Annotated in this window: 22 protein-coding genes; 19 read left to right on the top strand and 3 right to left on the bottom strand. The window is 68.8% G+C overall.

Going from position 1 to position 26168, the window contains the following annotated elements; genetic code table 11:
- The 6 genes from LPT13_RS09565 to LPT13_RS09590 all read left to right on the top strand — a co-directional run bounded on the left by LPT13_RS09565 (position 1) and on the right by LPT13_RS09590 (position 7729).
- Positions 1-1038 carry a sensor histidine kinase gene (locus tag LPT13_RS09565; protein ID WP_242166015.1) on the top strand — a complete coding sequence of 346 codons (1038 nt, stop codon included), beginning with the start codon at positions 1-3 and terminating at the stop codon, positions 1036-1038.
- A 349-nt stretch (positions 1039-1387) separates the two neighbouring features.
- Positions 1388-2071, top strand: a complete 684-nt coding sequence (locus LPT13_RS09570) for an ABC transporter ATP-binding protein (protein WP_242166017.1) — start codon at positions 1388-1390, stop codon at positions 2069-2071.
- Positions 2068-5163, top strand: a complete 3096-nt coding sequence (locus LPT13_RS09575) for an ABC transporter permease (protein ID WP_242166019.1) — start codon at positions 2068-2070, stop codon at positions 5161-5163. The genes LPT13_RS09570 and LPT13_RS09575 overlap by 4 nt, the downstream gene beginning before the upstream one ends.
- Before the next feature lie 457 nt (positions 5164-5620).
- Positions 5621-5995, top strand: coding sequence for a GntR family transcriptional regulator (locus LPT13_RS09580; protein WP_242166020.1), 375 nt, complete (start codon positions 5621-5623; stop codon positions 5993-5995).
- Between the two features lie 124 nt (positions 5996-6119).
- Positions 6120-7019, top strand: coding sequence for an ABC transporter ATP-binding protein (locus tag LPT13_RS09585; RefSeq protein WP_242166022.1), 900 nt, complete (start codon positions 6120-6122; stop codon positions 7017-7019).
- Positions 7016-7729 (top strand): ABC-2 transporter permease, encoded by a 714-nt coding sequence (locus LPT13_RS09590; protein WP_242166025.1) that lies wholly within the window; start codon positions 7016-7018, stop codon positions 7727-7729. Before LPT13_RS09585 ends, LPT13_RS09590 begins: the two co-directional genes overlap by 4 nt.
- 483 nt (positions 7730-8212) lie before the next feature.
- Here the strand turns inward: LPT13_RS09590 and LPT13_RS09595 are convergent, their stop codons facing one another.
- The gene (locus LPT13_RS09595) at positions 8213-8902 is read right to left on the bottom strand and encodes a cytochrome c3 family protein (protein ID WP_242166027.1); all 690 of its coding nucleotides are present in this window, start codon (positions 8900-8902) and stop codon (positions 8213-8215) included.
- A gap of 10 nt (positions 8903-8912) precedes the next feature.
- Positions 8913-10613: an FAD-binding protein gene (locus tag LPT13_RS09600; protein ID WP_242166029.1), complete on the bottom strand. Its 1701-nt coding sequence runs from the start codon at positions 10611-10613 to the stop codon at positions 8913-8915.
- A gap of 357 nt (positions 10614-10970) precedes the next feature.
- Between LPT13_RS09600 and LPT13_RS09605 the strand changes: the two genes are divergently transcribed.
- Entirely contained in the window at positions 10971-12602 is a 1632-nt protein-coding gene (locus LPT13_RS09605; protein WP_242166031.1) for a response regulator transcription factor, read from the top strand.
- A gap of 285 nt (positions 12603-12887) precedes the next feature.
- Positions 12888-13073: a hypothetical protein gene (locus LPT13_RS09610; RefSeq protein ID WP_242166033.1), complete on the top strand. Its 186-nt coding sequence runs from the start codon at positions 12888-12890 to the stop codon at positions 13071-13073.
- A 354-nt stretch (positions 13074-13427) separates the two neighbouring features.
- Here LPT13_RS09610 and LPT13_RS09615 read toward each other — a convergent pair whose 3' ends face one another.
- On the bottom strand, positions 13428-14414 hold the full coding sequence (locus LPT13_RS09615) for a LysR family transcriptional regulator (protein WP_242166034.1): 987 nt from the start codon (positions 14412-14414) through the stop codon (positions 13428-13430).
- A gap of 355 nt (positions 14415-14769) precedes the next feature.
- On the opposite strand from LPT13_RS09615, the gene LPT13_RS09620 reads away from it, so the two are divergent.
- The 11 genes from LPT13_RS09620 to LPT13_RS09670 all read left to right on the top strand — a co-directional run bounded on the left by LPT13_RS09620 (position 14770) and on the right by LPT13_RS09670 (position 26110).
- Positions 14770-17094 (top strand): molybdopterin-dependent oxidoreductase, encoded by a 2325-nt coding sequence (locus tag LPT13_RS09620; protein ID WP_242166036.1) that lies wholly within the window; start codon positions 14770-14772, stop codon positions 17092-17094.
- 27 nt (positions 17095-17121) lie between these two features.
- The gene (locus LPT13_RS09625) at positions 17122-17454 is read left to right on the top strand and encodes a 4Fe-4S dicluster domain-containing protein (RefSeq protein ID WP_242166037.1); all 333 of its coding nucleotides are present in this window, start codon (positions 17122-17124) and stop codon (positions 17452-17454) included.
- A 16-nt stretch (positions 17455-17470) separates the two neighbouring features.
- Positions 17471-17701 (top strand): hypothetical protein, encoded by a 231-nt coding sequence (locus LPT13_RS09630; protein ID WP_242166040.1) that lies wholly within the window; start codon positions 17471-17473, stop codon positions 17699-17701.
- Between the two features lie 77 nt (positions 17702-17778).
- On the top strand, positions 17779-18018 hold the full coding sequence (locus tag LPT13_RS09635) for a hypothetical protein (RefSeq protein WP_242166042.1): 240 nt from the start codon (positions 17779-17781) through the stop codon (positions 18016-18018).
- Positions 18019-18098: 80 nt separating this feature from the next.
- Positions 18099-18335 (top strand): hypothetical protein, encoded by a 237-nt coding sequence (locus LPT13_RS09640; protein WP_242166044.1) that lies wholly within the window; start codon positions 18099-18101, stop codon positions 18333-18335.
- A gap of 36 nt (positions 18336-18371) precedes the next feature.
- The gene (locus tag LPT13_RS09645; RefSeq protein ID WP_242166046.1) at positions 18372-19670 is read left to right on the top strand and encodes a trigger factor; all 1299 of its coding nucleotides are present in this window, start codon (positions 18372-18374) and stop codon (positions 19668-19670) included.
- A 38-nt stretch (positions 19671-19708) separates the two neighbouring features.
- Positions 19709-21064, top strand: a complete 1356-nt coding sequence (locus tag LPT13_RS09650) for an MmgE/PrpD family protein (RefSeq protein WP_242166048.1) — start codon at positions 19709-19711, stop codon at positions 21062-21064.
- 3 nt (positions 21065-21067) lie between these two features.
- Positions 21068-22246 (top strand): MFS transporter, encoded by a 1179-nt coding sequence (locus LPT13_RS09655; protein WP_242166050.1) that lies wholly within the window; start codon positions 21068-21070, stop codon positions 22244-22246.
- A gap of 255 nt (positions 22247-22501) precedes the next feature.
- Entirely contained in the window at positions 22502-23869 is a 1368-nt protein-coding gene (locus LPT13_RS09660) for an MmgE/PrpD family protein (RefSeq protein ID WP_242166052.1), read from the top strand.
- A gap of 13 nt (positions 23870-23882) precedes the next feature.
- Entirely contained in the window at positions 23883-25460 is a 1578-nt protein-coding gene (locus tag LPT13_RS09665; protein ID WP_242166054.1) for an MFS transporter, read from the top strand.
- Between the two features lie 191 nt (positions 25461-25651).
- Positions 25652-26110, top strand: a complete 459-nt coding sequence (locus LPT13_RS09670) for a hypothetical protein (protein WP_242166056.1) — start codon at positions 25652-25654, stop codon at positions 26108-26110.
- The last annotated feature ends 58 nt before the right edge of the window (positions 26111-26168 follow it).

Consider the following 26168-nt stretch of genomic DNA (forward strand, 5'->3'; position numbering starts at 1 on the left):
ATGGGGTCGGCGGCGACGCTGTTTCGCCAGAGCGCCCTCTTGGCCCTGGCCATGGCCCTGGTGGTCGTGGCGGCACAAGTCTCGGCCGGGTCGGGCGCGGCGACGTGGTGCGCGGTGTCGGGCGTTGTGGCCCTCGTCTTCTTCCTGGCGGTGTCATGGTCACGCCATCGTCAGATACACCGCCTCACGGCTGAGATCGACGAGGTGCTCCATGGCGGACGCAGCGTGGGATTCTCCTCCTGCCGCGAGGGTGACGTGGCCGTGCTCACCAACGAGCTGGGGAAGATGGTGGCGCGCCTTGCGCGGACGAGTGAGCTTCTGGCCTGCGAGAAGACGGCCTTGGCCGACGCGCTGGCCGATGTGTCCCACCAGATACGCACGCCGCTCACGGCGGTGGGGCTCATGCTGCCCGGCATTGAGGCGGCCGATGACCCGGTGCGGCGCAAGCGGGCCGTCTGCGAGCTGGAGGCGTTGCTCGACCGCATCGCGTGGCTCGTGACCACGCTGCTCAAGATAGCGAAGGTGGACGCCGGGGCCATGCCGCTCTCGGCGCGCCCCGTGTCGGCGGCCGCGGTGGCGCGGCGTGCCGTTGAGCCCCTGGCCACGGCGATGGACCTGCATGACGTGGCGCTCGTGCTGGATCTGGACGAGGACGCGACCTTCGACGGCGACGCGCGCTGGACCGCAGAGGCCGTGGAGAACATCGTGAAGAACTGCATGGAGCACACGCCGCCGGGTGGCGAGGTGCGCGTGCGGGTGAGCGCCGACGCGCTGGTGACGTCCATCGTGGTGAGCGACACGGGCCCCGGCATCGCGCCTGAGGACCTGCCGCACGTCTTCGAGCGCTTCTACCGCGGGCGCGCCTCCGACGTCGGCGAGGCGTTGGGGGCCGGCGGCCTGCGCACTTCCGGCGGGTTCGGCATCGGGCTCGCGCTGGCCCAGGCGCTCGTGTCGGCGCAGGGCGGCACCCTGCGGGCCTCCAACGCAGACGCGGGCGGGGCGCGGTTCGCCCTCAGCTTCCCCAAGCTGGTGGTGTAGGCGCGCCCGGCAGCCCGGCGCGCCTGGCAGGCGGAGACGCAGGTGCGGGCACGAAGGGGCGGCGGGGCCTTCGGCGGGAGGGCGGCAAGCCCAGAGCGCGCCCCTTCCCCATCTTCTTGGCCGATCGGATGAGAGGCGCCCCTGGCCCCGCGGCCCTGCGCTCGGCCCCTGGCCCCGCGGCCCTGCGCTCGGCCCGGGCGCGTCTCGGCCCTGAGCTGCGGCCCGGGCGCGTCTCGGCCCTGCGCCGCGGCGGATTACTATTCCGTAAGGCGCTGGTCACGGCCGGGAAAGGCCGCTCGGTCACACTCGTTTTCGGAATGTGGCTCGAATACGAGGAAAGGCGGATGCCATGGACATCCTGACCGTCAGCCATCTGACGAAGGTCTACGGGGAGGGCGCGGCGGCGACGCGCGCCCTCGACGACGTGACGTTCTCCGTCGAGGAGGGCGAGTTCGTCGCCATCGTGGGGTCGTCGGGCTCGGGCAAGTCGACGCTTCTGCACCTGATGGGCGGCGTGGATCGGCCCACGTCGGGCACGGTGCTGCTCAACGGCGCCGACGTGTACGCCCGATCAGACGAGGAGCTGGCGGTGTTCCGCCGGCGCGAAGTGGGGCTCGTCTACCAGTTCTATAACCTGGTGCCGGTGCTCAACGTGGTGGAGAACATGACGCTGCCGGTGGCCCTCGACGGGCGGCCGGTGAACGAGGGACGGCTCTACGGGCTGCTCGACAAGCTGGGGCTGCGCGGCCGCGAGGGACACCTGCCCAGCCAGCTCTCCGGCGGCCAGCAGCAGCGCGTCGCCATCGGGCGCGCGCTCATGAACGCGCCGGCGGTGGTGCTCGCCGACGAGCCGACGGGCAACCTCGACACGCGCAACAGCCGCGACATCATGGCGCTTCTGCGCGACTCCAACCGCGAGCTGGGGCAGACGCTCGTGGTCATCACCCATGATGAGGAGATAGCCCTCGCGGCTGATCGCATCATCGCCATCGAGGACGGGCGCGTCGTGCGGGACGAGAGGATCCGCCGATGAACGCCATGACTCGCTTCACGCTGCGCTCGCTGCGCGCCAACCGGGTGCGGACGCTCGTGACCGTGGCGGGCGTCGTCCTAGCGGCGGCGCTTTTGACCGCGGTGCTCACCACCTTCACCTCGCTCCAGTCGATGCTCTACCGCGCCGAGGCCAACCTGTCGGGCACCTGGATGGCCGAGGTGCGCTCTGATGATTGCGCCCGCCTTGACGAGTTGGCCGCGGCGGGCAGGGCGTCAGGCGAGCTTGGGGACGTCGCCCTGCTCCAGGATGCCGGCTTCGGCGAGCTCACGGAGAGCCAGCGAAGCGTCTACGGGAACTACCTCGTGCTCATCGGGTTTGCCGGTGACGTGGAGAGCCTCTGCGCCGTGCGGCCGAGCGAGGGTCGTCTGCCCGAGGCTGAGGGCGAGATCCTGCTGTTCGACACGTGGCGCACCAACGGCGGCCTTGAGGTGGGGGACACGCTGACCCTGCCCGTGGGTGAGCGCCGCGCGGTGCTCGCGCCGGGGCGCGAGGGATCCGTCTCGCAGTCCTCAGTCCTCTCGGGCGAGACGTACGCGGCCGATCCCTCCGAGGTGCGCACGGACATGATCGAGGACGGCACGCTTCTCGACTCGTCCATCGGCTACCTGAGGGCTGATCCGGAGGGCAGCCCGCTCAACGAGGAGCTGACCGACGTCGAGGAGCGCACCTACACGGTGGTCGGCTTCTACAACCGATCCATCTACGCGTCGTCCCATGGCGTCGGCATGGCGGGCTTCGTCGGGGGTGACCTGGCAGACGGGGGCGTGGCGAGCGCGTTTTCCACCCTGCCCGGCGCGGAGAGCGCCGAGGAGGTGCGCGAGCGCATGGAGGCGGCGTTCCCCGACGCGGATGTGACGCTGCATACGGGAATGCTGCGCTACATGGGCCTGCGCTCGGGGGGTGCCATCTGGGACACGTTCTTCGGCATCGTGGCCATCCTCGCGACGGTCATCACCGTCGCGTGCGTGTCGCTCATCTACAATGCCTTCGCCATCTCAGTGGCAGAGCGCATGCGGCAGTTCGGGCTTCTGGCCTCCATCGGCGCATCGCGGCGCCAGCTGCGCCGGGCGGTGCTGCTAGAGGCGGGGGCGGTGGCGTTGGCCGGCATTCCGCTGGGGCTTGCGGTGGGCCTCGTCGGCTGCGCGGTGACGTTCGCGGCCCTCGGCCCCTCCCTCGCCCAGGCGTTCGGTGCGGCCGAGGTGGGCTTCGAGCTTGCCGTGAGGCCGTGGGCCCTCGGGTTCGCCGCGGTGCTCACCCTGGTCACGGTGCTGGTATCGGTGGCGGTGCCTGCCGTCCGCGCGAGCCGCGTGAACGTGGTGGACGCGCTACGCGGCGGGCAGGTCGACCGCGCCTCCAGGCGTGGGGCGGCCCGCGCGGCGCGCGCCGTGGTGCCGAGCCGGCTGTGGGCGCGGCGCGGTCTGGCCGGGCGCGTCTTCGGGATGGGTGGCCTGCTGGCGCGCATCAACGGCAGGCGCGGGGCGGCGCGTGGGCGCGCGGCGTCGGTGTCGCTCGCGCTGGCCATCGTGCTGCTGATGACGGCGGGCTCGCTTTCCCTGTTCCTGGGAATGCTGACCGACGTGGCCAGCGGCAGCGAGGCGCCCGGGGACGTGGCGGTGTTCACATCGCTGCAGCCGTTCGACGGCGCGGAGGGCGCGGACGCCGCGGGTGGCGCCGATGCCGCGGGTAGCACCGATGCCGACGCCGCGGGTGGCGCCGATGCCGCGGGCGCGGACGGCGCGGGCGCGGACGCCGCGGGTGGCGCCGATGCCGCGCCGGTGACCGTCGAGGAGGCTGCCCGCGCGGCTGATGGGCGCTTTGCCGCGCAGGCCGCCGTGCTCTCATCGCTGTGGGACGCGCTTTGCGCTACACCTGAGGCCGAGCCCGTGAGCTGGCGCCTGAGCGGGTACGCGGCGGTCGTCCTGCCCGACGCCATGGCGGGTGAGGCGTACCGCAAGGCGGGCGGCGGCAACGGTGGCGTCATGGCCGACGGGCGCTACGCGGCCAATGCGCTTGTTTCCTACCTCGACGACGCGTCCTTCGATCGCTTCGTCGCCAGCTTGGGGCAGGATCCCTCTGCCTACCATGACGCCGCGCATCCGCGTGCCGTCGGCGTGTCGCGGGGCTACGGCAACGACGGCAGCACCTACCGGCTGCTTGAGACGCTCCGGGCCACGGGGACTCTGGAGGTGGCCCTCGCAGCAACCTGCCAGGGACAGCCCGCTGACGGAATCTCAGTCACCTTGGACGGCGACGCGTCGGAAAGCAGACGTGCCGTGATGGCGCTCGAGCCCTACTTCACGCGCCCGATCGGCGGCGACGCGGTCGAGGAGGTGGCGGTCGACCTCTCCCAGGCGCAGATGGCCTTCGAGCCGCTTGAGGTGGCGGCCCTCGTCGACGAAGCTCCGGCGGCGGTGGGAATGAGGGGTGAGCAGCTGCAGCTCATCGTGCCGATGTCGCTTGCCAGCAGCTGCTCGCTCGGCATCGACGTGCCCACCTTCCTCGGCGCCTTCGACGCGCCCGAGGGCGATTCGGGCGTGGTGGGCCAGGCGCTGGTGGATCGCGCGGGGGCCTTCATCCATGACGAGTCGGCCTACGAGGCCTCCTACCTGGGCATGAGCGACTACGCTGGCGATGCGGAGAGCAACCGCATGCTCGCCCTGGTCGTCAACGTGTTCTGCCTGCTGTTCACGGTGATCCTCGCGCTCATCGCGCTGGCCAACGTGTTCAACACGGTGACCAACGGGCTCATCCTGCGCCGCCGCGAGTTCGCTGTGATGCGCTCGACGGGGCTGTCGAACCGCCAGTTCCGCGCCATGATCATGGATGAGTGCGTGGCCTGGTGCCTGCGCGGCCTCGTACCGGGCATCGTGCTGTCGCTCGGCGTGTCCTACCTGCTGTTCCGCGCGGTATCGGGATCGGTCACGGGAATCGCCTTCGCGCTGCCGTGGGGCTACGTGGCCCTGGCCTTCGCCATGACTGCGGTCGCCATCGGCATCTCGGTGGCCTACGGCATGCATCGCTGCAAGGCCGACAACGTGGTCGAGGCCCTGCGGACGGACAGCGGCGCCTAGGGTTGCTTGCGCGCCACGCGAGGCTTGGGGGCCGGTCGTCCCATGCGGGATGCCGGCCCCCTTCTGCGCCTGGGCGCCCGCGTCGCCCACGCCTCGTTCGCCCTTCCCGCCCGCGCCCACGTCGCGTCACCCGCGCCCGTCCAGCTCCCGTCTCGCACCCGCCCCGCGCCCACGTCTCGCTCGTGTCATCGTGACCGCTGGATGTTTCACGTGAAACATCCAGCCCATCCCCTCCCACTCCCGTCCTCTTCCCCCTCTTTTCCGATTGACACTGTGCATAGGTGTGTATATGATGTGTATATAGGGTATATACACTATATACGATCCTCGTCAGATGGGACGCCGTCTGGCGGGGATCCGACCGAACGGGCGGCGCCTCGGCGCGGATTCGGACGGGAGCGGGCGAGGGCCCGCCTCCGCGCAGGTTCGTGGCGGGGCCGACCCGGAAAGAGGCACCTTGGACATCATCGTATCGAACGCCAGCGGCGAGCCCATCTACGCGCAGATCGCCTCCCAGATCAAGGGGGCCATCCTCGCAGGAGAGCTTGCGGAGGGCAGCCCGCTGCCTTCCATCCGCGCGCTGGCAAACGACCTGCGCATCAGCGTCATCACCACGAAGCGCGCCTACGCCGAGTTGGAGGAGGCGGGCTTCATCGACACCGTGCAGGGAAAGGGCTCGTTCGTCGCCGGCGGCAACGTCGAGCTGCTGCGCGAGGAGCGCCTGCGCCGTGTGGAGTCGCTCCTGGCCCAGGCCGTGGGCGAGGCCGCGTCGGCAGGCATTCCGCTCGAGGACCTGCATGCCATGCTCGACCTCATGGCCGAGGAAGGCTAGAGGCGAGGAGGCGCGGGGCCACGAAGACGACGGGCGCAGGCTTGGCTGTGACGCAGGTCGCGAAGGCGCTGCGGGCCGCGCGCGAAGACGCTGCGGGCCGCGCGGCAACGGAAAGGACATCCGCATGGACTATCTGATAAAAGTGGAAGGGCTGGAGAAGCGCTATGACGGGTTCATGCTCTCTGGCGTGGAGCTGGCCGTGGAGCCAGGTTCCGTCGTGGGCTTCGTGGGATCGAACGGAGCTGGCAAGACCACCACGCTCAAGGCCATCTTAGGGCTCGTCGAGCCTGACGCCGGCAGCATCGAGCTTCTGGGTGAGCCGGTCGCTGGCCCGGGCGCGCGCGAGCGGGCTCGGGCGCTCGACGCGGTGAAGGCGCGCATCGGCGTGGTCTTCGACACCTGCGTCTTCCCCGATACGTGCCGCGTGGCGGACGTGGGGCTCATCGGGCGGGCGGCTTATCCCACCTGGCGGCGTGAGCGCTACGAGGAGCTGTGCCGAGCGTTCGGCCTGGCCCCCGCGAAGACGGTGAAGGAGCTCTCGCGCGGCATGGGCATGAAGCTCACGCTGGCCTTCGCCCTGGCCCATGACCCCGAGCTGCTCGTGCTCGACGAGGCGACGGCCGGGCTCGACCCGCTCGCGCGCGACGAGGTGCTCGACATCCTGCGTGACTTCATGGCCGAGGGCGACCGCGGCATCCTCATGTCGACGCATATCACGTCCGACTTGGAGAAGATCGCCGACGAGGTGGTCTGCATCGACGAGGGCCGGCCGGTGTTCGCGCTGCCCAAGGACGCCATCTGCGACGAGGCCGGCGTGGCCCGCTGCCGTGCGTCCGAGCTGGACGCCGTGCTGGGGTCTGGCGTGCTGGAGCCGGGACAGGCGCGCGTGCTGCGCCATGACTACGGCGTTGACGTGCTCGTTCCCGATCGCTTCGCCTTCGCCCGGGCCCTTCCGCAGGTGCCGGTGGACAAGGCTTCCATCGAAGACTACATGACGCTCGTCCTGAAGGGAGAGGTGCGATGAAAACCCTGGTCATCTCCGATCTGGTCACCATGCGCAGCGCGCTTTTGCAGCTTGCGGGCATCTGCGCGATCGTGGGCGCGTTCATCTCGATCGCAACCCAGAGCTTCGTGGCGGCGTCCGCGGCGACCGCCATCATGATTCCCCTCATGTTCCTGTTCACGACGAGCGCCTACGACGAGACGCGCGACTGGGAGCTGTTCCGCCTGACGCTGCCGGTGACGCGACGCCAGGTGGTGCTCGGCCGCTATGCGAGCATCCTGCTGGTGGCGCTTCTGGCGGTCGTCCTCGCCAGCGTGCTGGGCGTGCTGCTGGCGCTGGCGGCGGGCGCGGTGGCAGCGCTTGCGCCCGTGCCGCTGCCGGAGGGGCTGGTGCCCCATGAGGGCTTCGTGGCGGAGATCGTGGCCGGCGCGGCGGTAAGCGCGGTGATCGCGCTGGTGGCCGGCGCGGTGACTCTGCCGTTAATCATGCGGTTCGGGATGACGAAGGGCGCGCGCCTGGTGCCGGTCGTCATCGTGCTTCTGATGTCGCTCGGGATACTCCTGGCGGGCGACGACGGCCCGCTCGCCGGCATGCTGACCGGCCTTGAGGCGTGGCTCTTCCAGGGGGCGAACCTGGCGCTGGTCTGCGTGGCCGGCGTGGTCGCGACGCTGGCAGTCTACGCCGTGAGCGCGCAGGTGGCCGTCGGGCTCTACGAGCGCCGCGAGCTGTAGCGCGGGCGAGGAGCGGGCCCGCAGAGGCGCGAGGGGCGTGGGCTCCTCGCCTGCGGGGGCGGCGGGGAATGGCGGCGTGGCCGCGAGGGGCGCGGGCGCGCAGTCGCGGGACGCGTTGCCCCTTACGCCAGTGCGAGGCGTGGAGGGCGCGATGAGCCGGGGTGCTCCGCATCGCGTCCCGAGTCGCGTTCGGTGTGAAAAGTCCCTGTTTTCGGTAGTTTCTGCCGAAAACAGGGACTTTTCATTTTGCGCTGCCAAAAACTAAGGCTTTTCACAGTGCGGCGGGGCGAGGCTGGGATTCGGAGGCGTAGGCGTTCGATGCTGACCTGGTGAAACGCTGTATTCGATACTGCCTCTGCGCTTCGAGGGAGACTCATGGCGTGTGAAAAGCCACGATTTCTGGCGGCGGGAGTGGCCGCGGCGGTTGCGCGCCCGCGGCGGGGGCCAACGCGGCGGGGAGGGGCCGTCGCGTTGGCCGGCCGGCTATGCCACGGGAATCGGCTTGAGCAGCTGGGCGTCCTGGACGGGGGTTATCCAACCTTCGGGAACCTCGGCCTCGGCGTGGCACTGCGAGCAGACCATGACCGAGGCGCGATGCGCCTTATGGCAGTCGCTGCAGGCGCGTTCCTCGTGCTGGGTCACGTGGGGGTTGAACTCCCGGTCGGCTGTGAGCTCAGCCAAGTCGTCGCGCGTCATCGCCGTGCCGTCGGCGTTCGCATGGCATGCCTCGTTCAGGCAGAACTCGTCTCCCTCAAGTTCGCGTGCCGCGCCGAGCTCAGCCAGGCTGCGCTCGTCGAGCGGATCGTAGTAGTCCCCGGCTACCCAGGCCATGCCCTCTGACACCTGCTCGCCCAGGGTTGGCACGTGACAGCCCATGCAGGTCGTGCCGTCGGCGGCCCGATGCGAGGCTGCCATCATGGAGGCGGCCTCGCTCACCTCGTTGCCCCACTTGTCCAGCGCCGCCTGGCCCGGCTCGGCCTCGTAGGTGGGAAGGTAGGGATCCATCGGCGCATGGCAGACGGCGTTGCAGAACGAGGGCTGCTCATGCCAAGCGTAGAACCCGGCTCCGGCTACGATGACCACCGCAGCCACCACGGCCGCCGCCACGGGCCAGCGCTTGCGCGCCCGCCGCGTCTCGGGCCTTGTCTCCGCAGGCTTCTTCTCCTCAGTCATGTCAGCCTCCTTAGGAGATCTCGCCGGCCAGGTAGCGGGCGACGTGGCGGCCTTGGGTGGTAGAGCGGCCGCAGGCCACGCCGACGAGGTACTCGGGGTAATTGCCGCTGAAGAAGCTGCCCGAGCAATCGCCCGCCGCGAAGAGGCCCTCGATGACCTCGCCGTCGCCGTCGAGGACCTGGCAGTGCTTGTTGATGGTGAGGCCGTCGATGGTGGTGAGCAGCGTGCCGCCGAACCAGCAGCCGTAGAACGGCGCCTGGCGGATGGCTGACAGGCGATAGGCCTCCTTGCCGAAGTCGTCATCGATCTGCGCGTCGAACTGGGCGTTGTAGCGTTCGATCTGCGCGAGGAACGACTCCTTGTCGGCACCCTCGAACCCGAGCTGGTCGGCCAGATCCTCGAGGGTGTCCGCCTTCTTCAGGATACCCTGCTCCGCTGATGCCGCGCAGAACTCCTCGACGGGCATGCCGACGGCCATCATCTGCTTGGCGAAGGCCGAGCAGCCGATGGTGTCGAAGCGCAGGATGTCGTCGGACGCGTTGGCGTCGAAGACCTGGCACCACACGCCTCCAGGTTGCTGGCCGGCGGCGTTGCAGAGGAAGTCGTAGGGCATCGACTCGTTGACGAAGCGCTTGCCATGGAGGTTGACCTTCATGAACGGCTGGCTGCCGATGTTTTCCTGGAAGATGGTGCCTGGCAGCATGCGAGCATCGCCCTCGCCGACATATCCGCAGGTCACGCCCGGTGCTACGGCGCCGCGGTCGAAGATCATCGTGGCAGACTCGCGATCCTTCGAGGCGCCTGCCCACAGGCCCGCCTTGATGCCCTCTCCCGTGTTGGCGGGCGCGAAGCTCGACGCCGTGCAGACAGCCAGGGTGGCGGGCGAGAGGGCTTCCATCATAGCGGGGTTTGCCGGGTATCCGCCGGTTGCGAGCAGGGTGTTCTTGGCGTTCACCTGCACAGTTCCCTCATCGGTGTCGAACAGGGCGCCGGTGACCTTGCCTCCTTCGTGGATGAGGCGCGTCATCGTCCAGTTGAAGCGCGCGGGGCGGCCGGCCTGCTCGATGTGGGCGGCGAACACGTCGTTGCGCGTGGGGGGCTCGTAGGGGGTGAGCCAGACGTGCTGCAGGGTGGGGAGGTAGTAGTCGGTGCCCCCGGTGGCGTGCTCGGGGGTGACGTCGACGACGCAGGGCTTGCCCGTGGCCTCCTGCATGAGCGCGTCGAACCAGGCGACGGTCTCGCCGCTCTCGTCGATCCAGACCTTGAGCACCTCCTGGTTGCATTTGCCCGACGCGTAGCGCGTCAGCTCGTTAAGAAGCTTGGGCTTGTCGATGGCGATCTGCATCGCCTGCTGGTAGGGGCTGTCGACGGCGCCGAAGTACTCGCGTGTCTCCTGGACGGTGCCCGTCTTCTCGCAGAGGATGAAGTCGAGTCCCAAGTCGGCGGCGGTGGCGGCCGCCGCGAGGCCCGCCGTGCCGGCGCCGACGATGAGCAGGTCGCATTCCTCGGTGCGCGCCACGCTGCCGAGGGCCGGCTCCTCGCCGAGCCAGTCGGCGGAGGCTGCCGCACCGGTTGAGCCGCCGCCTGGGGCGAGGCCTGCCTCGCGGCTTCTGGGCGCGCAGCCGGCGAGCCCAGCGGTTGCGCCTGCCGCCAAGACGGCGCCCAGCCCGATGAAGCTGCGGCGCGTGAGTCCGTTGTCGTGGGTTGTCATGATCCCTCCTTCTCTTAGGGGGCGCTTCTGACGCCCTCTCCTGACAGGAGGAACTCTAACGTGCGTCGGCGCTGACGGCTCCACCCTGGCAGCCCGAAATTACAATCGGGTCTGACCTGGTGAAATGAGGGAAGAAGGTGTCGGTTTCACCTTCTGCGGGTGACGAAGGGGGTGAGGGTCGGGAGTATACTGAAAGGCCTGGAGCGGTTCGAGACCTACGGCTGCCGCGGCAGGGAGGGCGCCGCGTGGGCTGATCTCGAGGTGATGCGACGCTGCCAGTGCGTCGTGCTCGCCGCTTCCCTTCCCGCTGCGTGCCTGCCTTGGGGGGGCGCAAGCGGGGCGCGCGATGACCTGAGAGTGAGAGGAGGGGCCATGCGAAGCGTCCAGGCATGCCTGGCGCTGACGCTGCTGCTGACGGCGTCGGCCATCATGAGCGCGTGCCTGTTCCCGGCCATGGCCGCCGTGAGTCCGCTTGCTCGCGACGTCTCTACGGTGGCAGGCGCCGCTTTCGCCCTTGTCGTGGCGGTGGCTGCCCAACGTCGCCCCGCCCTTCTGCGCGAGCGCGCCATCACGCTGGCCATGTTCGCGCTGCTCGTGCTGAGCATGGTGCTGCTGGGCGTGGGCGTGGGGCGCTGGAGCCCTGTCCTCGTGCTGGCGGGCAGTCCCTTCGGGGGGATGGCGCTCATCTGGTTCTCGGTGCTGGCGGGCGTGGCGCTCACGCGCATCGAGCGGTGGCGCTGCGCTATCGTCGTTCCGCTGGCCCTTGTGCTGAGCGGGCTTGCGCGCATAGCGCTCTTCGGCGTCGGGGAGGGTATCGGGCTGCCAGCTGCCATGGTGCTGTACGTGAGCTGCATAGGCGGCGCCTATCTGCTGATCATCCCCCTCATCGAGCAGCTTCTCGGAGCCATCGCCGCGGGTGAGCCCCCTCTGGTGCTCGACGTGACCAACCCGTCATCCTACCTTCCGGCTACGAGCGTCGTCTACGTTACCGCCTTCCTCTTCCAATTGGCGAACGGCTACGCGCTGGGCCAGCACGACCAGGCCCTGCCGCTTTCCGAGTCTCTCGTGGCCTTGGCGCCTGTGGGCGTCGTGCTCGTCTGGGCTGTGTCGCGGCGCGGACGCGGGCTCTCCTGCGACGGGCTTGAGCGCGGTGCGGCCCTCGTCGTCATAGCGGGGTTGCTGCTGACCCCGATTGCCCTGATGGCGGGGGTGGGTGACGGGTCATGGAGGTACGCTGCCGCGGCGTTGCTCCACAGCGGGTCTGACTGCTTCACGGTGCTTCTGTACTACCTCATCGCGTCGGTGGGAGCACGCAATCCCCTTGGCGCGCTCGTTACCTCGGCGACCATGCTTGCGGCCGATTGGCTTGGAATGGTGAGCGGCGTGCTGCTCATGGGGGCGTGCCGTGCTCTGGCCGTGGGCGATCCGCTGCTCATGATGGTGATGACGGCTTTCGTGGCCTTCGTCTTCATCGCCTGCCACCTGACGGTTCTGGCGCGCTTCAGCTTTGATGGCGCCATCGCCAGCGTGGTGCCGCTTGACGGTCGTGACCCGGAGGGCGAAGGCCCCGGGCTTCCCTGGGCCGGCGGCCTGCCGTGCGCATCGGGGGTTGGCGGCCTTGGGGCCGGACGGACGCAGGGGGCGCTTTCGACCAAGTGTGACGGGCAGACGTCGCAGGAGGCGGATCCCGTCTCCCTCGATGCCGGGGGAGGCTCCGTCGCGCTTGAGGGGGTCGAGGCCGGCGAGGAGCGCCTTGAGGCGGCCTGCGTCGCCGTGGCTGCCGCATACGGCCTGACGACGCGCGAGCTCGACGTGCTGCGCCTGCTCGCTCGCGGGCGCACGAGCCCTGTTATCCAGGAGCGCCTCGTCGTATCGCATAACGCGGTGAAGAGCCACGTCCGCCATATCTACGCCAAGATGGGCGTCCATTCCCAGCAGCAGCTCATTGATGTCGTGGAGGCGCGCAAGGAGACCGGCACCGCATCTTAGCGTCGGCAGGCGCCTCTGCCGGTGATGCCGCGTTTTCCGTCAAGGAAAGAGGGGGGAGTCTCTCGGTTTCGTCGGGGCGGTCGGGGCCCTCAGGTCTCCCTTCTCCGTCTGCCGCGCTGCCAGGCGGGCTTCGAGCCTCCTTGCCCGTGCCTGCGCCTGAGCGCCTCCGTCGCGTCGCGGTCATTCCCATCGGGCATGGCCGTCCATCCAGATCGCGATTTGCCCCATGTGATGCCCGCGTCCTACCATGGGGTCGCAAGGTCGGCGGCGAGAGGAGGCGATGCCATGTGCTATCCGTGCGTGAACTGCGGAAAGTGCGGGTCGTCTCTGCCTAAGGCAGAGGTGCGCTGCCCTCGCTGCAAGACGGTGCTCACCCCCGAGCGTCCGCGCTGCGAAACCTGCGGCTGGACCTTGCCGCTGCCGCCTGGCGCGGCGGCGAAGCCCTCCTCCTCGGCGGCGGCCCGTCCCTAGCGGGCCGCCCGGGCCCTCCGCATCCCGTTTTTCGCTCCCTCATCTCGACCCGTGCAGCGATTTGAGCGAGAAATGGCCATTCGCTTCGATATTCCGAGCCTTTCGGCTCCGTCAGCCCCCCCCCCCTCATAGCGTCCTAATGCTTATTTGACCAGGTCGCGTCAGCGCAAAGTGACGCCCCGGCGCGCCAGAGACGCGAATTACCTCGGAATTTCGAAGCGAATGGCCAAAAAAACGCGCCCGGGGTGCTCGCGCCGGTCGTCTCGCGCGTGCCATGCCCCTCGCGCCCCTCGCGCCCGCCTGCGCCCCTCGCGTCCCTCGCGTGCGCCGCGCCCCTCGCGCCCGCGCCGCGCCCTACAGCTCCACGGTGATGTCGCCCAGGTAGGAGGCGGTGGCGCTGCGCTCGATGTTGTCGGCCACCACGCGCTCGACCGTCTCGAGGAACCGGTCGATGGCCAGCTTCTGGTAGTCGCTGCGGAACAGCAGGTACGACGTGATGCGCGCCCGCTCGTCGTCGATGGGCAGGCTCACCATGTCGTAGTGCATCCCCAGAAGCTGCGAGCGGGCCATGGCCTCCGACACGAGGAACACGGCGTTTCTGTCCTGGGTGTTCATGAAGAACTCGTTGAGCGAGTCGTTGGAGTAGGTCTGCAGGTTGGGCCGCGCGCCCACCGACTTCTGGAACAGGTCGAGCACGGCGTAGCGCATGGGGTCGAAGCTGCGGGTGGCGGTCATGTTGATGGGCACGTGCAGCAGGTCCTCCAGCGTCACCGCGTCGCGGCGCGCCAGCGGGTGGTGGTCCCACAGCCACACGTGCAGCTGCTCCTGGATGACGGGGAAGAAGATGAGGTTCTTCTTCTCGCTCACCTGCTCGATCCACTCGATGCTGTTGCAGTCGACCGTGAGCGCGATGTCGATCTTGCCCTGCTCCAGCAGCTCGACCGACTTCTTGCCCTTCTCCTGGTAGTACTTCGTGAGCACGTAGGGGTTCTCGCGCTTGAAGCGCATGACCGACTTGAACAGGATCTCGCTCATGGCGTCCATGACGTAGGGCTCCTGCACCACCAGCTCGACGATGTCGTGGGAGGCTATCTCGCGCGCCCGGCGCAGGGCGTCCTTGTAGGCGTGGTGGATCTGGATGGCGTCCTCCAGGAAGGCCGTGCCCGCCGGCGTCAGCTCCAGGCGCTTGCCGCGCTTGAGCAGATCGACGCCCAGCTCCTGCTCGAGCTCGAGGATGTGCTTGCTCAGGTTGGGCTGGGAGGTGTGCAGGTTGGCGGCGGCGGTGGTGAAGTTCAGGTAGTGCGTCAGGACAATGTACTCGTACAGCGAATCGATCTTCATCCCGTACCCCCTTCAGAACCGTCAGCCGAATCCCATTCTAGCATCGGGAATACCTGGCTCCCGGACGCTCCGGATATCCGAATGGCACCTATGCCAACACGGAATGCGACCCCCGAAAACCCATGCCGAAACGACGATCAGTCTATGCCGTACCCACAGGGCCGCGTCACGCAATCCGACTTTTTTCCATGCCCCGCGCTTTTCCTATAGTGCCGAGGAGGAAAGGCCGGAGAAGGGCCGCGGGCACGGCGTCCCGCGCACGTCCCGGCCGATCGCCGGGGCCGGGCATCCCGGCGCGCGGGGAGCGCGCGGGAGGCGTCCGGCCGCACGAGCCAGAGGAGAGAGGAGCGTTTGGATGAGACAAGGAATGAACCCTGATCTCTATCGCGAGGAGTGGCAATGGCAGGAGGGCGACGTCACCGTCACCCGCAGCTGCCAGTGGTCGGGCCCCGGCTGCCACCAGGGATGCAACGTCCTGTTCTACACCAAGGACAACAAGCTGGTGAAGATCGAGGGCGACCCGCGCAGCCCCGTCAACGACGGCCGCCTGTGCATGCGCTGCCTGGCCATGGTCGAGGCCGTCAACCACCCCGACCGCATCCTGCACCCGCTGCGCCGCGTCGGCGAGCGCGGTGAGAACAAGTGGGAAGAGATCACCATGGACGAGGCCTACGCGATCATCGCGGAGAAGGCCCGCGAGGTGACCGAGGAGTACGGCCCCAAGTCCATCGTCACCGGCATCGGCACCGGCCGCAACGCCACCTGGCAGACGTCGTCTCTGGCCTTCGCCGGCTTCCGCACCCCCAACGACACCGCGGGCATGCTCTCCGGCGACTGCTGCTACACCCCGCGCCTGCAGGCCATGAACGCCATCTTCGGCTCCGACTTCATCGCCGACTGCGCCCAGCTGTCGGCCGAGCGCTTCGACGACCCGGAGTACCGTCGCCCCGACGTCATCCTGAACTGGGCCTGCAACCCGGTCGTGTCCAACGCCGACGGCTTCTTCGGCCACTGGATCATCGACTGCATGCAGCACGGCTCCAAGCTCTTCGTCGTCGACCCGCGCGTCACCTGGATGGCCGCCCACGCCGACATCTTCCTGCAGCTGCGCCCCGGCACCGACGCCGCGGTGGCGCTCGGCATCTGCAACATCATGATCCAGGAGAAGCTCTACGACCAGGACTTCTGCGACAAGTGGGTCTACGGCATGGAGGCGCTCGCCGAGCGCGCCGCGCTCTACACCCCCGAGGTCGTCGAGAAGATCTCCTGGGTCCCGGCCGCCAAGATCGTCGAGGCCGCCCGCTATCTGGGCCAGGCCGGCACCGTGGCCCTGCAGTGGGGCCTGCCGCTCGACGAGACCAAGTGGGCCGTCGGCGCGTCGCTGGCCGTGGCGGCCGTCGAGGTGCTGACCGGCTCCATCGACGTGCCCGGCGGCTTCGTGAACGTCAAGTACGGCCACGTGCAGTCTGACATCCGCGAGAACATCTGCAAGGGCATGGGCAAGCAGGTCCGCGAGGGGCGCCTGGGCGACGGCAAGTACGCGCTGCGCACCGTCGGCTTCGGCCCGCACTCCATGGGCGACGACATCCTGCTGGCCATGGAGACCGGCGAGCCCTATCCCATCAAGATGGGCTTCCTGTGCTCCACCAACACCTTCATCAACATGGCCGGCGAGTCCAAGCGCGTCTACGAGGCCTGGCAGAAGGTGCCCTTCGTCGTGGTGTGCGACCTGTTCATGACCCCGACGGCCGTCGGCTGCGCCGACATCGTGCTGCCCATCGCCATGGGCTGCGAGCGCTGGGGCATCCGCGCCTGGTTCACCCCGCTGCGCGCCATCAACAAGATCCTGCAGGCCGGCGACGCCCGCGGCGACGAGCAGATCATGCTCGAGCTCGGCCAGATCCTCAACCCCGACATGTTCTTCTGGGATGACGTGCTGGAGATGAACGAGTTCCTCATGAAGAACCTGTCCTCCATGCCCTTCGACATGACCTGGGACGAGCTGCAGGAGAAGACGCTCGTGTACCCCAAGTTCCAGTACCGCAAGTACGAGACGGGCGACATGCGCTTCGACCACCAGCCCGGCTTCAACACCACCACGGGCCGCATCGAGCTGTACTGCACCATGTACGACTCCGCCGGCATCGACCCGCTGCCGCACTTCAAGGAGCCCACGTGCAGCCCCATCTCGCACCCGGAGGAGGCCGAGGAGTTCCCGTTCGTGCTGACCACCGGCCGCCGCTCCTGGGAGTTCTTCCACTCCGAGCACCGTCAGCTCAAGTCGATGCGCGAGTTCCACCCCTGGCCGCTGTGCGAGATCAACGACCAGGACGCCGCCGAGCTCGGCATCAAGGACGGCGACTGGGTATACCTGGAGAACCAGTTCGGCAAGTGCAAGCAGAAGGCGATGGTCACCCCCGGCCAGCTCAAGGGCACGATCATGGCCGAGCACGGCTGGTGGTTCCCCGAGCGCTCCGGCAAGCTGGCCGACGGCCTGTTCGGCGCCTTCGACTCCAACATCAACTGCCTGACGGTCCAGAACGACATGGCCACGTCCGGCTACGGCTCGTCCTACAAGACCCAGATGTGCAAGGTCTACAAGGTGACCGACGGGACCGAGCCCAAGGGCGATATGCCCGAGAACGTGGGCCGCGACCAGTACGAGATCGTCAACCGATAGCGAGATAGGGAAAGGAGGCTGAAAGGCATGAACGGACTGCTCATCGACTACAACTTCTGCACCGGCTGCCACTCCTGCGAGATGGCGTGCAAGGTGGAGCACGGCTTCGCCCAGGGCGAGTGGGGCATCAAACTGACCCAGCAGGGTCCCGACCAGCTGGCGGACGGCTCGTGGGAGTACAACTACATCCCCACGCCCACCGACCGCTGCGACCTGTGCGCCGACCGCGTGAAGGAGGGCCGCCTGCCCACCTGCGTCCACCACTGCCAGGGCCTGTGCATGTACTACGGCCCGGTGGAGGACCTGGCCCGTCAGATGACCTCTTCGCACATGGTGCTGTTCACCCCGTGCGAGCAGTAGGAAAGGAGCCCTGGAGATGACCCTGGATCAAGTGACCGAGTCCTACGGCGATCTGGTCGCCGACTGGAACTGCATCGAGGCCTACATCGGCCCCGACGGCGCCCTGTACTACCGCTACGACGAGACGGAGCCCGTGACCGAGCCCGGCCAGATCACCTTCAACAAGGTGGCCGAGGTGGGCGCCGACCCGGTGCCGGTGTCCTCCGTCGAGTTCCACGAGGCGCAGAAGGGCACCAAGCTCAAGTAACGACGCTCTTGCAGCCGCGGGGCGGCCCGGACGAGCGGCCGCCCCGCGCAGGACCTAAGCCCGAGGAGGGGTTTTCAATGGAACGCGATGAGATCCTGCAGAAGTACGCCGACCTGCTGGCCGCCGAGTCGACCGTCGAGGCCTATGTGCTGGACGGCGCGCTGTACTACCGCTACGAGTGGCTCAACGAGGTCGAGATGATGCCCGAGATCGTCTACTACCGCCTCGACGGCACCGAGCCGGAAGGCGAGAAGGGCGAGATCGTCCCCCTGGGCAAGTACTACAAGGCCCAGAAGGGCGGCGACAAGGTCAAGTAAGTCCCGCCGGCCGCGCGCTGGCGACGTGCAGAAGAGCCGGCCCCGAAGGGCGGGGCCGGTCCTTAAGGAGGAAGAACGACATGTGCTTTAGACCCGCAGACTCCCAGGCAGCTACCAAGACGTGCCCCAAGTGCGGCGCGGAGAACGGCTTCTTCGAGACCGCGTGCAAGGAATGCGGCGCGACGCTCGCGGCCGCCGGCGCCCCGGGAGCCCCCGGCGCCCCCGGACGCCCGGGCGCGCCCGCGGCCCCCGGTGCCCCGAAGGCCCCCGGCGCCCCCGCGGCGCCTGGCGCCCCCAAGGCCCCGGGCCAGAACTAGGCTTCCCCCGAAGGCTGCATGAGAGAGGAGATGGCGATGGGTGCGATCGAGTTCGTCCGGCTGTCCGCCGAGCCCAAGGACGGCGGCCAGCGCATCGAGGTTGACGTGGTGGCCGCCGGCGCCGACGTGTCCGCCGCCATCTCCGAGTTCTACCGGCTCATGGCCCGCGTGAGGGGGATCGACGCCGCCGACGAGTCCGAGGTGCGCGAGCGCCTCGACGAGATGGTGGGCGCCGACGTGGCGGCCGAGGCCCTGCGGGACTTCGTGCTCAACCGCCTCACCACGGCGGCCGTGCGCCAGGTTGACGTGGACACGGTGCTCACGCCCGGGGTGCACGCCGAGGAGGATCCGGTCGCGGGGGAGGACTTCGCCTTCACCGTGAACCTGATACCCCGCCCGGTCGTGTCGCTTGCGAGCGCAGAGCCCGTCCACGTGAGCCTGGATGCGGTGACGGTCGAGGAGGCCGACATCGACGAGCAGCTGGCCTACACGGCCCGGCAGTTCGCCGCCCTCGTCCGCGCCGGCCACGACGACCTGCGCGAGGGCGACTTCGCCCTCATGGACGTGGACATGCTGCGCGACGGCAAGCCCGTCCGCGACCTGTCGGGCCTGCGCCGCGTCGTGGAGGTGCGCCGGGGACTCCTGCCCGACGCGCTCGTCGAGGGCGTCGTGGGGATGGGGCTCGGCGAGATCCGCAAGGTGACCTTCACGCTCACGGGCCTGGACGGCGCGGAGGACTACGAGGTCGACGTGATGCTGCACGAGGTGCAGGAGCGCCGCGAGCCCGTCATCGACGACGCCTGGGTGGCCGAGAACCTGCCGCAGTTCGGCGACGTGGCGGGGTTCCGCGCCTACGTCCGCGCCGACCTGGAGGGGCAGGCGGCCCGCGTCGAGCGCCAGGACCTGGTCTACAAGGTCCGCGCCGCCCTGGAGCGGCGCCTTCAGGGGACGATCCCCGATGAGATGTACCAGGACGCCAAGGACTCGCTCATGGCGTCCACCATGCGCAAGCTCGACGCCGAGGGGTCGAGTCTCGACAAGTACCTCGAGGAGCACGACATGGCCAAGGACGCGTTCAACATGAACGTGTTCATGCAGGCCTCGGAGCTCCTGCGCCAGAACCTGGCGCTCGACGCGCTGGCGCGGGCGCGCGGCCTGGAGGCCACGCCCGACGACATCGCGCGCGCCAAGCAGGCGCTGCCGCCCGCTGCGGCCGGCCTCACCGACGAGGCCCTGGCCGAGCGCGGCCTGCTCGCGCCCCTCGCCGAGCGCATCCGCAGGGAGAAGGCCCTCGCGTGGCTGCTGGAGACGGCGGTCGTGGAGGGGGCTTCCTAGATAGAGGAGGAAAAACCGAAGAGGGAGGGGTTCACGGCATGAACGAGACGACGATCCTGGCTGAGCAGGCGGCGAGGCTGACCTACGACGACCTGCCGCCGGAGGTGGTGCGCAAGGCGAAGCTGCTGCTCCTCGACCAGCTGGGCTGCCAGCTGGCCTTCGCGACGCTGCCGTGGGGCAAGGCCGCCTTGAGCTACACGACCGCCAAGCGCGGCGCCGGCCGCAGCACCATCGCCTACTACGGAACCCGCACCAACGCCGAGGACGCGGCCTTCTGCAACGGCGTGTTCGGCCATGGCTTCGAGATGGACGACGTGGAGATGCAGACCACGAGCCACCCGGCCGTCTGCGTCGTGCCCGCCATGCTCGCCGTGGGCGACGAGCAGGCCAGCACCGGGCGCGAGGTGCTCGCCGCCATGGTGTCGGGCTACGAGACCTTCCTGCGCTTCGCCCATGCCGCCGACGCCATGCGCCACCGCTTCTTCCACTGCACCGCCGTCGCCGGCGCCTTCGGGGCCGCCGCGGCCGCGGGCCAGCTCCTCGGCTTCGACGAGCTCACCATGCGCGACGCGCTCGCCATCGCCACCACCCAGGCCTCGGGCAACACCGAGTACAGCTGCTCGGGCGGCACGGTCAAGCGCACCCTGGGGGCGCTGGGCGCCTACGCCGGCGTCCGCTCGGCGCTCCTGGCCCAGGCCGGCATCACCGGGTCGTCTCAGGCCCTCGAGGGCAGGAAGAGCTTCGTCAAGGGCATCTGCGAGGGCGAGCCGGACTGGGAGTGGCTCACGCTGCCCTTCGCCGAGCGGTTCCTCACCCTGGACGTGGGCGTGAAGCCCTACTGCTGCTGCGCGGCCCAGCACACCGTCATCGACGCGGCCGAGCTCATTCGCGCCCGCGGCATAGACCCCGCCGCCATCGAGTCGGTCACCATCCTGCAGCTGCCGCGCGAGGTGGGCAACGTCGGGCAGATCGTGCACCCCGAAGACGTCATCCAGGCCCAGTTCTGCGGCCGCTTCGCCTGCGCGATGCGCCTGGTGAAGGGCGGCAACGGCTACTACGACTACACGATGGACAACATCGCCGACCCCGCCATCACCGCGCTCATCGACAAGATCGGCTACGCCGCGGACGACGGGCGCGCGGTGCTCGACGACGGCGACGGCCCGGCGCGCGTGACCGTGCGCATGGCCGACGGCGCCACCTACGAGGAGACGGTCGCCTTCGCCAAGGGCACCAAGCAGAACCCGCTCACCGAGGACGAGCTGGTGGCCAAGTTCCGCGACCTCACGTCGCGCGCCCTCACGCCCGAGCGCGCCGACCGCGTCATCGAGATGGTCATGAACCTGGAGGCCGAGGAGAGCATCACCCGGCTCACGAGCCTGCTCACCGCCTAGGCCATGGCGTCGGAGCGGCTCTGGACGGCAGGCTTCGTCAACCTGCTCGCCTTCGACATCATCTACCAGTTCGGCGCCTACATGACCAACACGGTCATCTCGGTGTACGCCGTCACGCTGGGGGCCACCTACGCGGTGGCCGGCCTCATGGCCGGGCTCAACCCCGGCGCCTCCATGGCGTCGCGGCCCTTCACCGGCCTTGTCGCCGACCTGGTGAGCAAGAAGGCGCTCATGGTGGCGTCGGCGGCGCTGTTCCTGATGGCGACGCTGGGCTGCGCGCTCCTGGAGTCGCTCGCGCTCATCGGCGCCTGCCGCGTGCTCCAGGGCGTCTCCTTCGCCCTGCGCTCGGTGTGCGTCATATCGCTGGTGGCGCGGGTCGTGCCCGCCTCGCGGCTGCACGGCGGCATGGGGTGGATGGGGCTCTCCTCGGTGCTCTCCACCGCGGTGGGGCCCATCATATCCCAGCAGGTCGGCGTGGCCGTGGGCTACCGGGGCAGCTTCCTCATCGCCTCGGGGATCCTCGTCGTCGCCCTCGGCCTGGCGCTCGCCTTCCGCCGGCCCCCGGCACCCGAGGGCGAGCCCGCCCGCCAGCGGCCCGCGGTGGGGTCGCTGCGCGAGGCGCTCCGGTGGCGCAACTTCATCTACCGGCCCAACCTCATCTTCACGGTCATGGCGGGGCTCTCCGGCGTGCCCCAGGGGGCGTCCCTCGCGCTGATCATCCTGGCGGCCGACCAGCGCGGCATCGGCGGGGCCACCCTGTTCTTCACCGCGTACGCGCTGGCGGCCTTCGTGGGGCGCCCGCTCATGGGGCGCGTGGCCGACACGCTGGGCGCGCGCCGCATCGTGCTGCCGCTGTTCGCCGTCGAGCTGGCGAGCGTGGCGGTGCTCGGCCTCATGGCCAACACCGCCATGATCATCGCCGGCGGGTTTCTGCTCGGCATCGGCCAGGGCTCGCTCTACCCGGTGCTCCAGGCCGAGGCGGTCGCCGGCGTGCCGCCCGAGGCCATGGGGCGCGCCGCCAACACCTTCTACATCGGCCCGGACATCAACATGTTCCTGTCGCCCGTCATCGGCAGCATCCTTCTGGGCTCGCTCGGCGTAGGGGCGCTCTACGCGTTCGGCGGCGCGGCCGTCGTCGTGGCGGCCGTCCTGTTCGTCGCGCGCACGCGGCGCGCCGCCTGACGCCGGCCGGGGCGCGGGCGCGGGGCCCTCGCGTCCCGCGCCCAGGTGCGGCCCCGGGGCGCATAGCACCTATTACCCCCGGGAATCGCCCCCATTCTTTTTTCGGGGAAAAGGGCCGATCAGGCCCGAAAAATGAATTTTTAGTATGCGGTGCGAATCCTTAAAAATCTCAATATCCATCGGCGCGGTCCCTTGGGGAGGGGGCCACATCAAGCGCCGGGGAGGCTGTTGGTCATGACGAGAGGGGGTGAGTTTATGATTGACTACACACGCATGGTCGCCGAGCATCTGGCAACCACCACCTACGAGGACCTGCCGCCCGAGGCCGTCGAGTTCGCCAAGAAGAGCATCCTCGACACCCTGGGCATCATGTTCCCGGCCACGACCCTCGCCCCGACGAGCGACGTGGTGCACGACCTGGTCATGGACGTCGACGAGGGCCACCGCTGCACGCTCATCGGCTACGGCGAGAAGGCCTCGCTCCTGGAGGCGGCGTTCATGAACGGATCGCTGACCCACGCGGTGGACTTCGACGACTCCGCCGGCATCGACCGGCCGCTCGTCCACCCGTCGGGCAGCTGCCTGCCGGCTGCCGTCACGTTGGCGGAGTTTCTGGGGACCACGTCGGGCAAGGACCTCATCCTGGCCATGGCGCTCGCCAACGACCTGGGCATCCGCCTGGCCGACTGCGTCAAGGGCAACATCCTGTGGGACTACGACTTCTTCCCGATCACCACCATCGGCGTGTTCGAGGCGACGGCGGCGGCCGCGGTGCTTTTGCACCTGGACGCCGACCAGATGACCGACGCGCTGGGCCTGGCGGTCAACCGGGTGTCCGGCATCCGCGACACCCTGTTCAACTGCGAGTTCCGGTCGATCCGCGATGCCTTCGGCAACCAGGAGGGCATCCGCTGCGCGATGCTGGCCAAGCGGGGCTTCGAGGGCTGCAAGACCGCCATCGAGGACCTGTTCCGCATCATCTACCACGGCAACGTCGACATGGAGCCGCTCACGCGCGACCTCGGCCGCGTCTACACCGGCTCGACGCTGGTCACCTACAAGATGTGGCCGTCCTGCCAGGGCACCCAGGCCTACGCCGAGGCGGTCCTGCAGGTGCTCGAGGCCAACCCGCGCATCACGGCCGACGACGTCGAGTCGATCTTGCTCAAGGGGCCCAAGGAGTCCCGCGACCTGTTCTACCCCAAGGAGGAGAAGGCCCGTCCCAAGACGAGCATCACCTCGAAGGTCTCCATCCCGTTCGTCGTCGCGACGATGCTGCGCAAGCGCAACCTCGTCCTCGCCGACTTCGAGGCGCAGAACCTGGACGATCCGGCCACCCTCGCCCTCACCGACCGCCTCGAGCTCGAGGTCGACGACACGCACAACGCCAACGCGGCGACGGCGATCGTCACCCTGCGCGACGGCACGGTGATCGAGAACCGGGCCGACTACGTCCGCGGGGCCGTGTGCGCCCCGCTCTCCCTCGACCAGCTCATCACCAAGTTCAAGGGCAACGCCGCCCTGGCGCGGCACCCCATCGCCGACATCGACGGTTTGGCGGACGCGCTCTTGCACCTGGAGGATGTGGCGGACATGGGGGAGATCATGTCCTATCTCAACTAGCTAAGGGGAAACAATGGCTGAAAACAAGATTTCCGCCCCCGAGTCTTCGGGCGGAGCTGTGGAGAAGCTGAAGAACAACGTGTCCCAGACCACCGGCTTGCTCTACGGCCTGGGCTTCATGATGTTCTCCGGCTTCAACCAGATGCTCACCTCGTACTGGAACTTCTTCCTGACCAACGCCGTGGGCCTCGATCCCGCCGTCATGGGCTCCATCACCTCCATCTCGTCCATGGCCGCGTGGGTGTTCGTGTTCATCGCCGCCATGGTGGTGGAGAAGGTGTGGTTCCGCTGGGGCCAGTACCGCTCCTACCTGCTGATCGCCCCGCCGCTGGCGTTCATCTTCATCCTGGGCGCCTGGACGGACTGGACGTGGCTGCCGGGCATCACCACCGGCTCCGGCGCGCAGATCGCCCTCATCGGCGGCTGCTACATCATCGGGCAGTTCTTCATCAACCTGTTCATGATCTCGGGCACCTCGATCATCAGCGCCGTGTCGCGCACCGAGGCTGACCGCTCGCTCATGTCCACCCGCAAGGCCCAGGGCAACATGGCCATCAAGGTCCTGTTCGCCGCCATCTCGCTGCCGATGATCATCTTCTTCGCCGGCGGCGACTTCGCCGCGGGCACCCGCCCCGACGTGCCGATCGGCTACACCATCACGGCCTTCATCTGGGGCGTCATCTTCGTCGCCGCCTTCGTCGGCCTGTTCATGCTGTTCAAGGGCAAGGACCCGACCGAGGAGTACTGCCAGGCCAAGGCCGCTGCCAAGAAGAAGGGCGAGAAGTTCAAGGAGGTCGAGACCGGCATCACCGACAAGGTGTCCATCGTCGAGTCCCTCAAGTTCTTCTTCACCAACGTCCCGGCGCTGGGCCTGTGGCTCGGCGAGGTGGCCCGCGCGGTGTGCACCATGGTGCTCAACGGCATGGCCATCTACTTCTGCACCGTCGTCTACAATGACAACACCCTGTACGCCGGCATGCTGACCGCCGCCAACATCTGCGGCCTCATCGCCACCTTCGCCGGCGAGGCGTGCGCCAAGACCATCGGCAACCGCTGGACCTACCTCCTGGGCACCGGCATCGCCGCCGCGGCCATGCTCGCGGGCTTCTTCGTGGCCTCCAGCTACTGGCCCTTCATCATCTGCGTGTGCGCCAGCTTCTTCGGCACCAACATGATGATGGCCGTCGAGTTCTCCTGCATGTCCAACGCCATCGCGTGGCAGGAGTGGAAGAAGGGCAAGACCTCCAAGGCCTTCATCATGGGCACGATCCAGTGGTGCCCCAACATCGGCAAGATCCTGCAGGGCGCGCTCGTGGGCTTCGGCCTGGCCGCCATCGGCTACAGCAAGGAGATCACCGTGGCCCCGCCTGAGATGGTCACCGGCATCGCCTTCCTCACCTTCATGGTCCCGGCCATCGTGCTCATCGTCTGCTTCGTCCTGTTCTTCTTCATGCACCGCCTGGACGCCAAGCAGATGGCTGTCATCAACGCCGACCTCGACAAGCGCCACAAGGAGGACGAGGCCAAGATCAACGCCTCGCTCAAGGCCGAGATCGAGCTTGACAAGGCCGCCCAGGACACCGAGGCCTAGCGCCCCGGCTCCCGGGAGAGCCTGACGAGGGCCCGGCGCCTCGGCGCGCCGGGCCGCTGCCGGGAGGGCGCGGCTCCTGTCCGCGCCGCCTCTCCCGGCCCCCGCCGCCGGGTCGGGGCGCCCCCGCCGCGGGGCCGCGCCCCGACCCGCCCGGCCGCCCGTTCGAGCCAGCTGCCAAGGGAGGCCCCCAGATGCTGAACACCCTGATCTTCGTCGCCTCGGTGCTCGTGCTGTTCGCCGGCTGCGCCGTGCTCATCGTCGACGTGCTCATCTCGCTGTCGACCGACCGCTGCCGCGTGCCGGTCCCGGCGGAGTACGTGGCCAAGCCCGCGGGCGACCCGACCGAGGTCAACCGGGCGAGCGGCCCGTTCGTGCTGGCGGTGCCCGAGTTCACCTACACCTTCGAGGGCCGGCGCTACCGGGGCAAGAGCGCCAACGTGTTCTTCCACCTCTACCTGCGGCCGGGCCGGCTCGCCGTGCCCTTCGTGGCCGGCAAGACCTACGAGGTGTTCGTCAACCCCGTCAAGCCCACCGTGTTCATCACCGCCGGCGAGCAGCGCGTCACCTTCCTGCGGCTGGTGGGCATCGCCATCGTGGTCGTCGGGCTGCTTCTGGTCTACAACGCCATGCACCTGCCCGCCCTGTCCTAGGGCGCGCGCCGCCACGCCGCCCTGCGCGTCGGGGGAGGGGGACCTGCCCGCCGGCGCC

This window comes from Adlercreutzia faecimuris (assembly GCF_022669055.1).
Taxonomy (GTDB): domain Bacteria; phylum Actinomycetota; class Coriobacteriia; order Coriobacteriales; family Eggerthellaceae; genus Enterorhabdus; species Enterorhabdus faecimuris.

Excerpts from the sequence above, each read along its gene's own strand:
- LPT13_RS09615 (WP_242166034.1), bottom strand. The coding sequence starts at position 14,414 with ATGAAGATCGATTCGCTGTACGAGTACATTGTCCTGACGCACTACCTG.
- LPT13_RS09635 (WP_242166042.1), top strand. The coding sequence starts at position 17,779 with ATGGAACGCGATGAGATCCTGCAGAAGTACGCCGACCTGCTGGCCGCC.
- LPT13_RS09660 (WP_242166052.1), top strand. The coding sequence starts at position 22,502 with ATGATTGACTACACACGCATGGTCGCCGAGCATCTGGCAACCACCACC.
- LPT13_RS09595 (WP_242166027.1), bottom strand. The coding sequence starts at position 8,902 with ATGACTGAGGAGAAGAAGCCTGCGGAGACAAGGCCCGAGACGCGGCGG.
- LPT13_RS09575 (WP_242166019.1), top strand. The coding sequence starts at position 2,068 with ATGAACGCCATGACTCGCTTCACGCTGCGCTCGCTGCGCGCCAACCGG.
- LPT13_RS09585 (WP_242166022.1), top strand. The coding sequence starts at position 6,120 with ATGGACTATCTGATAAAAGTGGAAGGGCTGGAGAAGCGCTATGACGGG.
- LPT13_RS09600 (WP_242166029.1), bottom strand. The coding sequence starts at position 10,613 with ATGACAACCCACGACAACGGACTCACGCGCCGCAGCTTCATCGGGCTG.
- LPT13_RS09610 (WP_242166033.1), top strand. The coding sequence starts at position 12,888 with ATGTGCTATCCGTGCGTGAACTGCGGAAAGTGCGGGTCGTCTCTGCCT.
- LPT13_RS09565 (WP_242166015.1), top strand. The coding sequence starts at position 1 with ATGGGGTCGGCGGCGACGCTGTTTCGCCAGAGCGCCCTCTTGGCCCTG.
- LPT13_RS09620 (WP_242166036.1), top strand. The coding sequence starts at position 14,770 with ATGAGACAAGGAATGAACCCTGATCTCTATCGCGAGGAGTGGCAATGG.
- LPT13_RS09650 (WP_242166048.1), top strand. The coding sequence starts at position 19,709 with ATGAACGAGACGACGATCCTGGCTGAGCAGGCGGCGAGGCTGACCTAC.
- LPT13_RS09655 (WP_242166050.1), top strand. The coding sequence starts at position 21,068 with ATGGCGTCGGAGCGGCTCTGGACGGCAGGCTTCGTCAACCTGCTCGCC.
- LPT13_RS09590 (WP_242166025.1), top strand. The coding sequence starts at position 7,016 with ATGAAAACCCTGGTCATCTCCGATCTGGTCACCATGCGCAGCGCGCTT.
- LPT13_RS09670 (WP_242166056.1), top strand. The coding sequence starts at position 25,652 with ATGCTGAACACCCTGATCTTCGTCGCCTCGGTGCTCGTGCTGTTCGCC.
- LPT13_RS09630 (WP_242166040.1), top strand. The coding sequence starts at position 17,471 with ATGACCCTGGATCAAGTGACCGAGTCCTACGGCGATCTGGTCGCCGAC.
- LPT13_RS09570 (WP_242166017.1), top strand. The coding sequence starts at position 1,388 with ATGGACATCCTGACCGTCAGCCATCTGACGAAGGTCTACGGGGAGGGC.
- LPT13_RS09625 (WP_242166037.1), top strand. The coding sequence starts at position 17,122 with ATGAACGGACTGCTCATCGACTACAACTTCTGCACCGGCTGCCACTCC.
- LPT13_RS09640 (WP_242166044.1), top strand. The coding sequence starts at position 18,099 with ATGTGCTTTAGACCCGCAGACTCCCAGGCAGCTACCAAGACGTGCCCC.
- LPT13_RS09645 (WP_242166046.1), top strand. The coding sequence starts at position 18,372 with ATGGGTGCGATCGAGTTCGTCCGGCTGTCCGCCGAGCCCAAGGACGGC.
- LPT13_RS09665 (WP_242166054.1), top strand. The coding sequence starts at position 23,883 with ATGGCTGAAAACAAGATTTCCGCCCCCGAGTCTTCGGGCGGAGCTGTG.